The sequence below is a fragment of the Bdellovibrio sp. KM01 genome, assembly GCF_013752535.1.
In the GTDB taxonomy this organism is placed as follows: domain Bacteria; phylum Bdellovibrionota; class Bdellovibrionia; order Bdellovibrionales; family Bdellovibrionaceae; genus Bdellovibrio.
The window spans coordinates 1-13,959 of the sequence record NZ_CP058348.1 but is presented as its reverse complement, the minus strand read 5'-3'; the positions used below and the strand labels follow the sequence as shown (position 1 = coordinate 13,959).

Below are 13,959 nucleotides of genomic sequence, written 5' to 3'. Positions count from 1 at the left end.
TACCTAGTTGAAGTGAGGTTTCTATGTATCAACCGGTAATTTTCAGAGAATACGACATCCGTGGCGTTTACAACGGTCAGTTTGACGACAATTTCGCCTATCTTTTGGCGCGCGCATTCGTAGTTCACATGAAGAACGTTAAAAACATTTCTAATCCAACACTGACTATCGGCCACGATGCCCGTGTAAGCTCTCCATCAATCGTTAAGAGCATGGAAAAAGGTTTTGTTGATTCGGGCGCTAAGGTTATTCACTTGGGCCTTGTAACCAGCCCTGTGTGCTATTTCTCAACATTCACAATGAAAGTGGATGGCGCTGTTCAAGTGACTGGCTCACACAATCCTCCAGAGTTTAACGGCTTCAAGATCTCTTTGGGTAAAACGACGATCTTTGGTGAAGAAATTCAAGAGCTTCGTAAAATCATCGAAAAGGGTGAATATATCGACGGTAAAGGTTCTGTTGAATCTTTCGATATCCGCCCAAGCTACTACGAGCACTACAAAAAAGAATTCGGACAAATGAAGAACGTTAAAGTCGTTTTGGATTGCGGCAACGGTGCCGGCGGTTCTGTTGTTCGTGGTTTATTCGAGGCATGCGGCTTGAAGCCGACAATCATGTTTGAAGAACCAGATGGCACATTCCCAAATCACCATCCGGATCCAACTGTTGAGGAAAACTTGGTGGATCTTGCTGCTCAAGTTAAAAAAGAAGGTGCCGTTTGCGGTATCGGTTTTGACGGCGACGCAGATCGCATCGGTGTCGTGGATCATACAGGTCGCATGGTTTATGGCGATGAGCTTATGACGATCGTATCCCGCGCTATCCTTGAAACAAACAAAGGTGCGAAAATCGTAGGTGACGTGAAGTGTTCTGATCGTCTGTACCACGATATCGCTAAACACGATGGCCAACCGATCATGTGGAAAACAGGTCACTCTTTGATTAAAGAAAAAATCAAAGTGGAAAAAGCACCATTCGGCGGCGAGATGTCTGGTCACATCTTCTTTGCAGATCGCAATTTCGGTTACGACGATGCTCCATACGCAGGTCTTCGTTTGGTAGAAATCCTGGCGAAAACTGGTAAAACCATCCCGCAATTGCTTGAAGGTTTGCCTCCAGCATTCAACACTCCAGAAATTCGTATCGACACGACCGAAGAGAAAAAAGTCTTGATCGTCGAGAAAATGAAAGAAGCTTTCAAGGGCGGCCCTGGTGCAGATTACCAAGTAAACTTGACTGATGGTATTCGCCTAAGCTTCGAAGACGGTTGGGCACTTTGCAGAGCTTCAAACACGCAACCCGTATTGGTTGTTCGTTATGAAGCAACAACCGCCGAAGGTATGAAACGCATCCAAGACCGCGTCGAAGCCGTCGTGAATAAATACCTTTAAAAGGTACGGACACACTTTCTCCAACGCAAAATATTTTGTTCTAAAATAGAGGGCTGACGCAAATACGTCAGCCCCTTATTGTTAAACAAACAGATCGTCTTTTTTTAAATCCATGTGCAAAACTGCACATAGTGAATACATCAGTGATAGTTCCTCTTGAAAAGAATAAGCGCGAGAGGTCTTTAATTCAGTTAGCGGCGTCCAATTAAGGCCAAAGATTTTCATCTCTTCACCATCACTATATACGCCACCAATTTTCTTCATTTGTGGCTCAAGATTTCCATTCTTAGTAACATAGTAGATACGACCCTTTTGCACCTGCTTGTGACGGGCAATAGCTAATCCTGCGGCATCATCTGCATGAATAATTGTCGAGACATGGGGACCCACACCTTCAAACAGTTGCAGGTATTTCTTTTCTATATCTTCAGAGATGCCACCAATACTGCGAACGACAATAATATCAGCATTTATAGACTTTACGTTTTTATCTAAGTCATTTTCACAAAGAATAAGAATGTAGGGTTTCTCTTCGGGAAGGTTTTCTAACTTACTCCATTCATAAATGGGAATGTTGATTCCAGAGTTTTGAAATTGCTTACTGATAAAAGTGGCCGTGCTTTCCAAATCAGACTTTCCAACGACCAGTATTGAAGCTTTTCCGTAATAATTCATGATAGCTCTCCTTTGTTGGGCCGCCAGTGGCCCGGTTTTCATTTCCAAAGAGGAGAGAATTTCATCGATTTGATCTTTTTGTGACTTTAGAACCTCGGCTTGCAGGGCAATCGCACGAGATCTTCGCTGCATTGCTTGGATTAACTTCTTAGAATCCAAATCTATATCTGCCTCAAGGAGATTTTTGATCTCACTTAAAGTAAAACCCAGATCTTTGAATTCCCTTAAACGGCGGGCGATTTCCAATTGCGCTTCATCGTAATAGCGATAGCCATTTTCTCCACGTACGTGGGATTTTAGTAAACCCATTTCCTCGTAAAGGCGGAGGGCCTTCGCCGAAACACCAATTTCTTTCGCAAATTGTCCGATTGTAAGCCAGTTCTTCATCCTAACCTCAGGTTATTTATCGAGGTTGTCCTTGGGGCAAGGTAAATAGAAAAAAGTTAGGCCGGATGGAGAAAGTGTGTCCGTACCAAATAAAAAAGGCCGGGATGAACCCAGCCTTTTTGAAATCAATTCTGATCTTTTTAATTCTGCTGCTTTTGCAGCGAGGAATTAAGAAAGTTTCAAAGCGATGATCAACGCGTAGATAACTAGAGACTCGATAAGAGCTAGACCCAAGATCATTGGGATCAAAAGTTTACCAGAAGCCGCTGGGTTACGAGCGATACCATCAAGAGCTGTAGCAGCAGTTTTACCTTGTGCCAAAGCGCCACCGAATACAGACAAAGCGATTGCCAAAGCAGCAGCGATAGCTACCAAACCTTTGTCAGTGCCAGCTGCAGCAACTACTGGAGCAGCAGTTTCTTGAGCGAATGCAGATACAGATACCAACATAGCTACCAAAGTTACGATCATTTTTTTCATGTGTGTCTCCTTTAGAGAACGGTTAAATATTTGCTTCTTAGTGGTCGTGTGCAATCGCGAATGCTACGTAAACCATTGAAAGCAAAGTAAATACAAAAGCCTGAACAAAGCATACGAACAATCCCATCATATAGAATGGAATTGGTACGCCGATTGGTACTAGATCCAAGAATACAGATAGTACCGTGTGGTCACCCATCATTACGTTCGCAAGACGAAGACCTAATGAGAAGGGACGAACCAAGTGGGAAACGATTTCGATTACGAACATCAACGGAGCCAAGAAGATAACTGGGCCCATGAAGTGTTTAAGGTAAGCGATAGGGCCGTTTTCTTTTACACCTTGGAAGTTATAGAACAAGAACATCAAGATACCGAAACCAAATGTCGTGTTGATGTTTTCAGTCGCCGGAGTCATACCCGGGATCATACCGATCAAGTTGTTGAATACCACAAAGAAGAATACAGAAGTAAAGAAAGGAACGTAGTGTTTACCGTGCTCGCCGATAACCATTTCAGAAAGACCTGACATCATCTCAGTCAGCATCTCCATGATTCCGCGAAGAGAGAATTTGTCAGCTGGAAGAACTGCAACCTCGCCTTTACCCAAAGATGCACGAGCCATCAAACCGATACCGATAGTTGCTACCGTTGCGATCGCAAGAGTTGCAATGTGATAATACTCAACGCCAACTGCAGGGATAAGCTGTGTCCAGTTAAACGGGTGGTGTTCTGCCGCCATCTTCTCTTTCCTCTCTCAAAGCTTCACTGATCGCATAGTAAATTGCCGATAAAATAAAGCTAGCAACACCCATCGCAAACCAGATTGATGAAAACCAATCGAGTTTAACCAGAGTGAAGATAATAATGCCTAAAATCGCGTACTTAAATACAATGAGGGAGATGCCTAGGGCAACCAATTTCTTTCGGAAGATAAGCCCGTAGCCCAAGCCCATCATGGAAAAGCTTAAAAGGATGGTTGAGGCGCCCCAGACGTAAGAGTTTGCATGATTAGGTGCAGCAAAAAACAGCAGGGCAAGGTAGCCAAGGGCTGTAATGAGGGCCTGAGAAATTAAAACTCTAATCATTTATGGTTTCTTATTCGCGTTTTCATTTTCTTCTTGGGCATCCATGCGCTTTAAAAGCCAAATCACACGGACGAGCCAACCCACCAGGGCGGCCAAACTCAAACCAACAAAGGCCATGCCCTTGGTTTGATACTTACTATCCAGAAGTTCGCCCAAGTAAAAACACCCGATGATCAAACCGACAAGTTCGAAGCCGATAGATGCAAAAATTATATACTTTTTCATTACTTCCTAAAGCCTTTCGCACCCGGGGCATTTTTCATACGCTCTTGCAGACGTTTAATACGAAGCTCGATGTATTCTGGTGGGCTGTATTTTCCGCGATAACCCTCAAGAACCTTGATCGCTTCTTTGAAATTATCATTTTCCTCATAGCAGACGGCCAAAGTCAGTCCCACATTTTCTTGAATAGCACGTTGAGGGTATTTCTCGATAATGCCTTTAAAGATATCCGTAGCTTTATTGAATTCTTTCTTAGCGACTAGAATATTTCCTTTTAGCATCAATGCTTGGAAGCGAATATTGTCGTCAGATTTCAAACGCAACAACGAATCAATCTCTGATTCAGCCTGAAAGAAGTTATTCATGTAGTAGTGCGCACGTGCAACACTCATCTGATATTGAGAAGCCTCTAGATCGGTGTGAGGCATTTGCTGAAGCTTACTAAACTCCACAATCGAAGCCTGGTAATTCTGAAGATTGTTAAAATAGATCTCTGCAATTTGCTTTTGCGATTGCAGACGCTCTTTCTCATCACTCGAATGCAGAACGATAAAGCGGTGATACCCAATCGTGCGCTCATAGTCTTTTAATTCGAAGAAAGCGACACGGGCAGCTTCACGAGCTGCTTCCATGGGGTATTCTGATTTATTATTGCGAAGAATGACTCGGTCAAAATATTCCAGGGCGACCTTGTAGTTACCCTGGGACACATTTTTTTCTGCGGTCTTATAATCACCCTGCTCCTGGGTGGAGCAGGCGGTGAGGAGTAGGAATATTACAGCCAGTACTCCTCTGATCATACTAGTGAGTTACGCCTTCAGGTGCAGTCGGAGCAGAAGCTGCTTCATCAGAGTGATCGTCTTCAACCACTGCCAAACCAGTTACTGTCTCGTCTTTTTCGTCGATGTTAATCAAACGAACACCTTGAGTGTTACGGCCAAGAACAGAGATGTCCGTCATTTTCATACGGATAACTTGCCCATTGTCTGTTGAAAGAATCAATTCGTGTTTCTCAGAAACTTTTTTGGTACCGACAACGCTACCAACTTTGTCCGTCGTTTTCTGAGTGATGATACCTACACCACCACGAGATTGAACACGGTATTCACCCACTTCTGAGCGCTTACCGTAACCTTTAGACGTTACCATCAAGATTGTATCTGGAGTATTTTTCTCAAGCACTTCCATCGCCACAACTACGTCGTCTTTCGCAAGAGTGATTGCTTTCACGCCGCGGGCAGTACGACCCATTCCACGCACGTCGTTTTCGTTGAAACGAATCGACATACCTTCTTTAGTTGCGATGAAGATGTCTGACTGACCATCAGAAATCTTAACAGCGATAATACCGTCATCAAGATCTGTCGTCAGAGCGATAACACCCGCAGTTCTTGGATTAGCGAATGAATCCAAAGATGTTTTTTTGATAATACCTTTTTCAGTCAACATAACAGCGAATTTGTTTTCGTTGAATTCATCCACCGGAAGAATCGCACGAACACTTTCGCCTGAAGCAAGTTGGACAACATTTGCCAATGACTTACCTTTTGAAGTTCTGCTGCCAAGTGGAAGTTTATGAACTTTCACCCAGTACACTTTACCTTTATCAGTAAACACCAGAAGCATCGTTTTTGTGGAAGCAGAGAACAAGTCTGTTACATAGTCTTCTTCTTTTGTTTCCATGCCTTTCAAGCCTTTACCACCACGTTTTTGAACACGGTATTCAGCTGTTGGCATACGCTTGATCAGACCTGTGTTTGTGACAGTCACAACCATATCTTCGTCAGCGATCAAATCTTCGTCTTCGATGTCATCCAGGCTGCCTTGAAGTTGTGTACGACGAGGATCTGCATAACGTTTTTTCATGTCTTCAAGTTCGCCTACGATAATTTTGTAGATTTCGCGAACATCGGCCAAAACGAATTTCAACCAATCGATTGTTTTTTGAAGTTCAGCAAGTTCTTCGATGATTTTATCACGCTCTAAACCAGTTAAACGTTGCAAACGCATTTCCAGGATTGCAACTGCTTGGCGTTCAGAGAATTCGAATTTAGACATCAAGGCTTCACGAGCTGCGTGCGCTTCCTTGGAAGCACGGATCGTCTTGATAACTTCTTCGATGTGATCTAGGGCTTTTTTTAAACCTTCCAAGATGTGCGCGCGTTCTTGGGCTTTTTTAAGTTCGAAGATACAACGTTTCGTAACGACGTCACGACGGTGATCTACGAAGGCCTCAAGCATGCCTTTCAAATCGAAAGTGACCGGTTGGTTTTTCGCATCAAGCGCAAGCATGATGATACCAACTGAAACTTGCATCTGAGTGAATTTGTACAAGCGATTCAAAATAACGGAAGCGTTTTCGCCACGTTTTAGATTGATCACGATACGCATACCTTCACGAGAAGATTCATCACGGATATCAGAGATACCTTCGATTGCTTTGTCACGAACCAGGTCCGCGATGCTTTCGATAAGTTTCGCTTTATTAACTTGGTACGGGATTTCCGTGATGATGATATCCTCACGGTCTTTGTTTGGAACGATTTCCGCAACCGCTTTAAGTGAAATGATACCGCGGCCTTTCTTGTAAGCCTGCAAGATACCTTCACGTCCTGCAATCACACCCGCAGAAGGGAAGTCAGGTCCCTTGATGTGCACCATCAAGTCTTCAAGTTGGCAAGTTGGGTTGTTGATCAAATGTATTGTACCATCGATCACTTCACCCAAATTGTGTGGCGGAATATTTGTCGCCATACCAACCGCGATACCAGAAGAACCATTCACCAAAAGATTTGGGAATTTCGCTGGCAATACCAATGGGATTTGCAAAGAGTCATCGTAGTTCGGACCGAACGCGACAGTTTCTTTTTCTAAATCATTCAGAAGTTCTTCTGCCATCGGAGTCATACGGATTTCCGTATAACGCATGGCTGCTGCGCTGTCGCCGTCGATAGAACCGAAGTTACCTTGACCATCTTCAAGCGGGTAGCGAAGAGAGAAGTCCTGGGCCATACGAACCATCGTTTCGTAAACAGCCGAGTCACCATGCGGATGGTATTTACCGATGACGTCACCCACCACACGGGCAGATTTCAAATACGGTCTGTTGTGACGGTTGTTCATTTCACTTTGTGCGAAAAGAACACGACGATGAACAGGTTTCAAACCATCACGTACGTCTGGAAGTGCACGACCCACGATAACTGACATCGAGTACTGAAGGTATGCTCCTCGCATTTCCTTGCTGATATCGACAACCGTGACGCCTTTTTCTTGATTACTATTTTCCATATTCAATCACCAATACTTAAAAATTAAACGTCTAAGCTACGAGCAAGAAGAGCATTTTCGTGGATAAAGTTACGACGAGGCTCAACCATCTCACCCATCAAGATAGAGAATGTTTCATCGGCCGCAACAGCGTCCTCGATTGAAACTCTTAGAAGAGTTCTGTTTTCCTTGTTCAGTGTAGTTTCCCACAACTGCTCCGGATTCATCTCTCCCAATCCTTTATAACGTTGGATGTAGATTCCTTTTTTCGTAGATTCCATAACGTGTTCATAGAACTCATTGTAGCTTTCGAATTGAACTTCGTTTTCGCCCTCAATGATTGTTAATGGCAATGTGCTGATACCTTGGATTTGACCCCAGATATTGCGAAGTTCGATCATTTCTGAAGAGCGCAAGCTATCCAGACTGAACTTCGTTGTCATGCGGTCTGCATAACGAACAGTGTAGATGTCCGCGTATGGTTTTCCAGTGGCTTCATCTTGTTTTACTTCCGCTTTGAATTCTGTGATTCCAAGTTTTGGATCCGCATTCACCCAAGCCGTCATGTCAGCAAGAACAGTTTTCAACTTACCTTCATCAGCCAATGTTTTTTCAAGATCAGCAACTTTGCTTAGCATGAAATACAAAACGTCTTTGTCGTATTTCTTGGAAGAAACACGGATCAAGCTGTTTAGTTTTTGGATGTTCAAGATCAACTGACGAAGATCTGCTTCAGGCAAGTTTTCTTTGCCCTTGATTTTGAAGTTGTTAAGACCCGAGCTCAAAAGATACTCAGTCAATGCAGCTTCATTTTTCAAGTATGTTTCTTCTTTACCTTTTTTCGCACGATACAAAGGTGGTTGTGCGATATACACATAACCGCGCTCAAGTACCAATGGCATTTGACGATAGAAGAACGTCAAAAGAAGAGTCATGATGTGAGATCCGTCGACGTCGGCATCGGTCATGATGATGATTTTGTGGTAACGGATTTTATCAACGTTCACGTTGTCTTTACCGATACCAGTACCAAGTGCCGAGATAATAACTTTGATCTCTTCAGATGAAATAATTTTGTCAAAGCGCGCTTTTTCTACGTTTAGGATTTTACCTTTCAACGGCAGAATCGCTTGCGTACGACGATCGCGACCTTGCTTCGCGGAACCTCCCGCGGAGTCCCCTTCCACCAGGTATAGTTCGCAAAGAGCTGGATCACGTTCCTGGCAATCCGCCATTTTACCTGGCAATGAACCACCATCCAACGCTGTCTTACGACGAGTAAGATCACGAGCTTTACGAGCCGCCTCACGAGCACGCGCTGATTCCACGCATTTCATGATAACGTTTTTAGAAACGGAAGGATTGCGATCCATCCAGTCAGCAAGTTTTTCATTTACCAAAGACTCGACGATACCTTTGACTTCGGCATTACCAAGTTTTGTTTTCGTTTGTCCTTCGAATTGCGGTTCGCGAACTTTTACGGAGATAACTGCTGCCAAACCTTCACGGATGTCTTCACCCTCAAGATTCGTTTTTAGATCTTTCAAAAGATTTTTTTCAGTAGCATACGCATTCGTTGTACGAGTCAGCGCTGCACGGAAACCCACCAGGTGAGTACCACCTTCATGCGTGTTGATGTTGTTACAATATGTGAAAATAGATTCTGAATAAGAATCATTCCACTGCATAGCGATCTCAACTTCGACTTCGTCTTTTTCGCCTTTGAAATAAACCACTTCGTTGTGAAGAGATTTTTTAGATTGATTCATGTACTTCACGAATTCCGCAACACCTTCAGCGTATTGGAAGTCTTGTTTTTTACCTGTGCGTTCGTCAGACAAAGAAATGTGAAGGCCCGCATTTAGGAATGCAAGTTCACGGAAACGATTAGCAAGAGTCGCGAAATCGTAAGTCAAAGTTTCATCTTTGAAAATATCACGATCTGGTTTGAAAGTTGTTTTCGTTCCAGTTTTAGTAGTCTCTTCGCCTTTTTCGATTGGCGCCAAGATTTTACCACGTTCGTAGTTTTGTCTCCAGAAATGACCTTCACGTTGAACTTCAACACTTACGCGAGTCGATAGGGCATTCACAACGGAAGCACCCACACCATGTAGACCACCGGAAACTTTATATCCACCGCCGTCGAATTTACCACCGGCGTGAAGTACGGTCATAACTAGCTCAAGAGCTGATTTACCAGTTTGTTTTTGAGTCGCAACAGGAATACCACGACCGTCATCTTCGACTGTGATGGATTCATCGGCGTTGATAGAAACTTTGATTGTTTTGCAATATCCCGCAAGATGTTCGTCTACCGAGTTATCCACAATTTCATACACAAGGTGATGGTAACCTTTGAACTGTGTATCACCGATATACATCCCAGGACGTTTACGAACCGCTTCGAGACCTTCAAGAACCTGAATCGAATCAGCTGAATAGGAAGCTGGTTGCTGTTGTTCTTCTGTAGACACTGTAACCCCTCATTGCTTTTGCATACCACTCGACGCTGTCGAGTAAGTCGCGTTCATACATTCATCGCAGTTTAAAAACTGAAACGATTAATCAAGAATTTGGCCATCCTTGATGCGCACAACGGAAAGCTGATCGAGGCTGAAAGAGTCAGGCAATGTGAAGTCTGTCGTCGTAACAAAAATTTGAGTGTTGATCTCGTGTAAGAACGTAATCAGCGCATCTCTTTTGGTTTTATCGAGCTCAGATAAGACATCGTCTAACATCAGCACAGGATAGGTTCCGTGAGCCTTCCTATGATACACAATTTGAGCCATTTTGAAAGAAAGAATGATCGCTCTTTGCTGCCCTTGGCTACAAAAAAATCTTGAGTCTTTTCCACCATATAGGAAGACGATGTCATGTTTGTGTGGCCCCACCAAACTGGTTCCAGATGAGAGCTCCGCATCATGCAATTCTCCAAGACGTTTTTCGAGCGACATTTGGACTTGTTCACGAGTGAAACTCACAGCATTTTCATCTGAAATCAGGTATTCCACTGAGATATCCACAGCAGAAGTGCCAGAAATGTATTGCATGGCATTATTAAAATCTTTCGCCAAACCAGCCAAAGCGGTGATGCGCGCATGAGTCAAATCCGTCGCTAAACGCACAAATTGGGGGTGTAGGGACTCTAAAAGGTTCTGAGTAAGCCCTCGGTCAGCCTCACCTTCAACAAAGTTCTTAAGCATCTTGTTGCGTGTTTTCAGAGCTTTTCGATAATCGGCGATTAAATCGGTGTTCTTGCGATCAAAGGTCACGAGTAAATCATCAACCAGTTCGCGGCGGTGATCAGCGCCTTCTTTGATCGCTGCTAAACTTTCCGGGCTGAACACTACACTAGCGAAAATTTTGCGAACGTCGGCAGAGGTCACACGTTTTTCATTCAACGTTAGTACCTTGCGACTTTTCGACAATCCTAATTTTAATTTGTAGTGAAGATCGTTTTGAGTAATCAGTGCTTGAATAAGCGCTTCCTGATTATTCGAGTTGATCATGGTGGAATTGTCAGAGTAGCGGAAGGAATCGCCCTGAGAGATCATGTACATTGCTTCAAGGAGATTTGTTTTCCCCTGACCGTTGTCTCCGACGAAAACATTCACGCGAGGGGAAAACTTTAATACTACGTCTCGGTAGTTACGAAAATTTACAAGACGTAGTCGTTCAAAGATCATTAGATTCTCATAGGCATAACAACACAAGTGTAAGAAGTGTCGTTATGAGGTCTCATCAAACCCGGTGACAAGTGATCGTTCAATTCGAAATCGATCTTGTCGTGGTTCATGCTCGTCAAAATGTCAGTGATGTATTTTGCATTGAAACCGATTTTGATATCGCCACCAGCGTATTCAACTTCGATTTCCTCTTTCGCGTCACCCAACTCTGGATTGTTCGAAGAAATTTCCATACGACCGTTTGAAAGATTCAACAATACTGCTTTTGATTTTTGATTCGCCAAAAGAGAAACGCGTTTTAGTGAAGTTAGGAAAGCTTCCTTGTTGATCATCACTTTTTGCGTCAGCTTCTGTGGAATAAACTGTTGATAATTCGGGTACTTTCCTTCAATCAAACGAATCATCAAGATTGTTGATGAATGTTTTAATACGAATTGGGAGCCTTCCACAGCTATTTCCACAGACCCGTCGATACCTTCCAAAATCTTTTTGATTTCATGAAGACCTTTACGAGGAATGATCACTCCTTGAGTGGCAGAAACTTTGACGTCCGTGGATTCTTTCGAAACCAAACTCATACGATGACCATCAGTTGCAACCATTTTGAAACCAGCTTGTGGATTCAATTCGAAGAAGACACCGTTCAAGTGGTAACGAGTTTCATCGTTTGATACTGAGTAAATTGTTTTATCAATCATCTCTTTCAAAACTTGCGCTGCAATTTTGATGAATGCTTGAGAGTTGTAAGTAGGGAAGATCGGATATTCTTCTGCAGAGATACCAACAATCTTGGATGTGTATTTCCCTTGTTTGATCTCTAACCAGTTATTTTCTTTTTTGATTAAAGTGATTGGACCTTCAGAAAGTTCTTTTGCGATTTCGAAAAGACTTTTTGCAGATACTGCAACTTTACCTGGTTGATGAACTTGCGCTTTGATTTGGTCCGTAAGGCTTACTTCCAAATCTGTTGCGAATACTTTCAGTAAATTTTGATCTGCTTCAAGAAGTACGTTGATGAGAATGGGCATTGTATTGCGCTTCTCAACGATGTTTTGAGTTTTACCGATAAGGCTTAATAGATCTCTTTTATCAATTTCGATCTTCATAACTAATTCCTCTTAAAACACCCTTCTTATTATCTATTACTATTAATATAAATAACTAGTAGTAGTAGTAGGGGCGTGGAAAACCTAACAAATCCTGTAAGTGCGTGTAAACACTAAAAAACAATTGTGGATAAAGCCTCTGTACAAGTTTGGCTGAAAGTTGCGAATTTTGGGGGTAACTTGGATCCACATTTCTTCCCCCAGATCCTTCCACAACTCTATCCACAGTCCACATTCACACACCTGTGATATTGTGGATTCTCTGCTCTAAATCCTCGATATCTTTTGCGATATCTTGATCCGTCGCCTGTAGAGATTTCACTCGATCCAGCGCGTTCATCACGGTTGTGTGATCTTTTCCGCCAAAAGCTTTGCCGATATCCACGAGTGATTTGTCCAAAAACTTCTTAATCAAATACATCGAGATTTGACGTGGAACGACAATTGGCTTGGCGCGCGTAGAGGATTTTAGATCCAAAACACGGACTTTAAAGTGATCCGCAGTCATCTTCATAATCTCTTCAACAGAGATAGTAGATTGAGTTTCATGGTGTGAAAGGATGCGCTTCACAAGCTCGCCATCAATCGGCAGACCTTGAAGCTCAGAGAACATCTTAACCTTTTTAAGGTTGCCTTCCAGCTCTCTGATAGAACGTTTAGAGATGCGTGCGATGTGATGAACAACATCTTCAGGCAGGCGCATATTAAACTTTTCAGCTTTATATCTAAGGATCGCGATACGAGTTTCCAAATCGGGCATTGTGATGTCTGCGATCAAACCACGTTCAAGACGGGTACGACTGCGATCTTCAAGGCCGTGGATATCCTTCGGCATACGATCACTTGCCAGGATAACCTGCTTACGAGTGTCGATGAAGCTATTCACTGTGTGGAAGAACTCTTCTTGAACAGCTTCACCACGCGCAATGAACTGCACGTCATCCACTAATAGGATGTCGGAGTTTTCGCGGTATTTTTGGCGGAACTTGTCCATCTCGTGACGACGAATCGCTGAGATACATTCATTCATAAAGCGTTCAGCTGATAAATAAGTGATTCTAAGCTGTGGAAATTGTTCGCGAATGTGATTTCCAGCCGCGTGCAAAAGATGGGTCTTACCCATTCCAACCGGTCCATATATATAGAGTGGGTTGTAATCGTCCGCTCCTGGATTTCTGGCTACATTAAAGCAAGCTGCATGTGCAAACTCAGAATTCTTACCCACGACGAAGGTCGAAAAGGTTAAATCCACATTTAAAGTGTCGCTGGACCTAGGTTGAGTAGTCTGAATAGCCTGAGCACGTGAAAGTTGCGCCTGAAGAACCTCGGAACCTTGGTGAGAAGGAGACTCCTCAACAGTGTTCATGGTTTCAATGTGGGTATTCACTTTGGTGCCCGTAACATTAAACTCAACTTCGAAAGGTCTTTTATAAGTATCTGAAATCTCAGTATAAATCTTATCCTGCAGGTTCTCAATTACGAAATATTGGTGGAGGGCGTTGGGTACTCCGAGTATCAATTTGGGACGCTCAAACGAGCCCCCAGTACTGATATACTCAATAGGGTCTAGCCACGTATCTAATAACTTATTGTTATCATTACGACTTTTCATTTTTGTCTTAATCAATGTCCAGAAAGAAGCGTTTAACTCCAT

At 43.1% G+C, this 13,959-nt stretch carries 12 protein-coding genes; 1 reads left to right on the top strand and 11 read right to left on the bottom strand.

From position 1 onward, the window contains the following. Positions 1-23: 23 nt before the first annotated feature. Positions 24-1,391, top strand: coding sequence for a phosphomannomutase/phosphoglucomutase (locus tag HW988_RS00060; RefSeq protein ID WP_181605690.1), 1,368 nt, complete (start codon positions 24-26; stop codon positions 1,389-1,391). Between the two features lie 81 nt (positions 1,392-1,472). Here the strand turns inward: HW988_RS00060 and HW988_RS00055 are convergent, their stop codons facing one another. From HW988_RS00055 to dnaA, 11 genes are all read right to left on the bottom strand, one after another. Continuing rightward, a complete protein-coding gene (locus HW988_RS00055) occupies positions 1,473-2,453 on the bottom strand; it encodes a MerR family transcriptional regulator (RefSeq protein ID WP_181605689.1) in 981 nt (326 codons plus the stop codon). 168 nt (positions 2,454-2,621) lie between these two features. Next, on the bottom strand, positions 2,622-2,933 hold the full coding sequence (locus HW988_RS00050) for an ATP synthase F0 subunit C (protein WP_142698432.1): 312 nt from the start codon (positions 2,931-2,933) through the stop codon (positions 2,622-2,624). A 37-nt stretch (positions 2,934-2,970) separates the two neighbouring features. Then, positions 2,971-3,675: a F0F1 ATP synthase subunit A gene (gene atpB, locus HW988_RS00045; protein WP_142698431.1), complete on the bottom strand. Its 705-nt coding sequence runs from the start codon at positions 3,673-3,675 to the stop codon at positions 2,971-2,973. Next, the gene (locus HW988_RS00040; RefSeq protein WP_181605688.1) at positions 3,650-4,021 is read right to left on the bottom strand and encodes a hypothetical protein; all 372 of its coding nucleotides are present in this window, start codon (positions 4,019-4,021) and stop codon (positions 3,650-3,652) included. Before HW988_RS00040 ends, atpB begins: the two co-directional genes overlap by 26 nt. Next, the gene (locus HW988_RS00035; RefSeq protein ID WP_181605687.1) at positions 4,022-4,246 is read right to left on the bottom strand and encodes an AtpZ/AtpI family protein; all 225 of its coding nucleotides are present in this window, start codon (positions 4,244-4,246) and stop codon (positions 4,022-4,024) included. Then, on the bottom strand, positions 4,246-4,953 hold the full coding sequence (locus HW988_RS00030; protein ID WP_255490125.1) for a tetratricopeptide repeat protein: 708 nt from the start codon (positions 4,951-4,953) through the stop codon (positions 4,246-4,248). The genes HW988_RS00035 and HW988_RS00030 overlap by 1 nt, the downstream gene beginning before the upstream one ends. A 91-nt stretch (positions 4,954-5,044) precedes the next feature. Beyond that, positions 5,045-7,534, bottom strand: a complete 2,490-nt coding sequence (gene gyrA, locus HW988_RS00025; protein WP_181605685.1) for a DNA gyrase subunit A — start codon at positions 7,532-7,534, stop codon at positions 5,045-5,047. Positions 7,535-7,557: 23 nt separating this feature from the next. After that, on the bottom strand, positions 7,558-9,987 hold the full coding sequence (gene gyrB, locus HW988_RS00020; RefSeq protein ID WP_181605684.1) for a DNA topoisomerase (ATP-hydrolyzing) subunit B: 2,430 nt from the start codon (positions 9,985-9,987) through the stop codon (positions 7,558-7,560). 87 nt (positions 9,988-10,074) lie between these two features. Then, a complete protein-coding gene (locus HW988_RS00015) occupies positions 10,075-11,199 on the bottom strand; it encodes a DNA replication/repair protein RecF (protein WP_181605683.1) in 1,125 nt (374 codons plus the stop codon). Continuing rightward, on the bottom strand, positions 11,199-12,305 hold the full coding sequence (dnaN, locus tag HW988_RS00010; protein WP_181605682.1) for a DNA polymerase III subunit beta: 1,107 nt from the start codon (positions 12,303-12,305) through the stop codon (positions 11,199-11,201). Before dnaN ends, HW988_RS00015 begins: the two co-directional genes overlap by 1 nt. A gap of 235 nt (positions 12,306-12,540) precedes the next feature. Continuing rightward, positions 12,541-13,959, bottom strand: a complete 1,419-nt coding sequence (gene dnaA / locus HW988_RS00005) for a chromosomal replication initiator protein DnaA (protein WP_181605681.1) — start codon at positions 13,957-13,959, stop codon at positions 12,541-12,543.

Excerpts from the sequence above, each read along its gene's own strand:
- HW988_RS00060 (WP_181605690.1), top strand. The coding sequence starts at position 24 with ATGTATCAACCGGTAATTTTCAGAGAATACGACATCCGTGGCGTTTAC.
- dnaA (WP_181605681.1), bottom strand. The coding sequence starts at position 13,959 with ATGGAGTTAAACGCTTCTTTCTGGACATTGATTAAGACAAAAATGAAA.
- HW988_RS00040 (WP_181605688.1), bottom strand. The coding sequence starts at position 4,021 with ATGATTAGAGTTTTAATTTCTCAGGCCCTCATTACAGCCCTTGGCTAC.
- gyrA (WP_181605685.1), bottom strand. The coding sequence starts at position 7,534 with ATGGAAAATAGTAATCAAGAAAAAGGCGTCACGGTTGTCGATATCAGC.
- HW988_RS00050 (WP_142698432.1), bottom strand. The coding sequence starts at position 2,933 with ATGAAAAAAATGATCGTAACTTTGGTAGCTATGTTGGTATCTGTATCT.
- HW988_RS00035 (WP_181605687.1), bottom strand. The coding sequence starts at position 4,246 with ATGAAAAAGTATATAATTTTTGCATCTATCGGCTTCGAACTTGTCGGT.
- atpB (WP_142698431.1), bottom strand. The coding sequence starts at position 3,675 with ATGGCGGCAGAACACCACCCGTTTAACTGGACACAGCTTATCCCTGCA.
- dnaN (WP_181605682.1), bottom strand. The coding sequence starts at position 12,305 with ATGAAGATCGAAATTGATAAAAGAGATCTATTAAGCCTTATCGGTAAA.
- HW988_RS00015 (WP_181605683.1), bottom strand. The coding sequence starts at position 11,199 with ATGATCTTTGAACGACTACGTCTTGTAAATTTTCGTAACTACCGAGAC.
- HW988_RS00055 (WP_181605689.1), bottom strand. The coding sequence starts at position 2,453 with ATGAAGAACTGGCTTACAATCGGACAATTTGCGAAAGAAATTGGTGTT.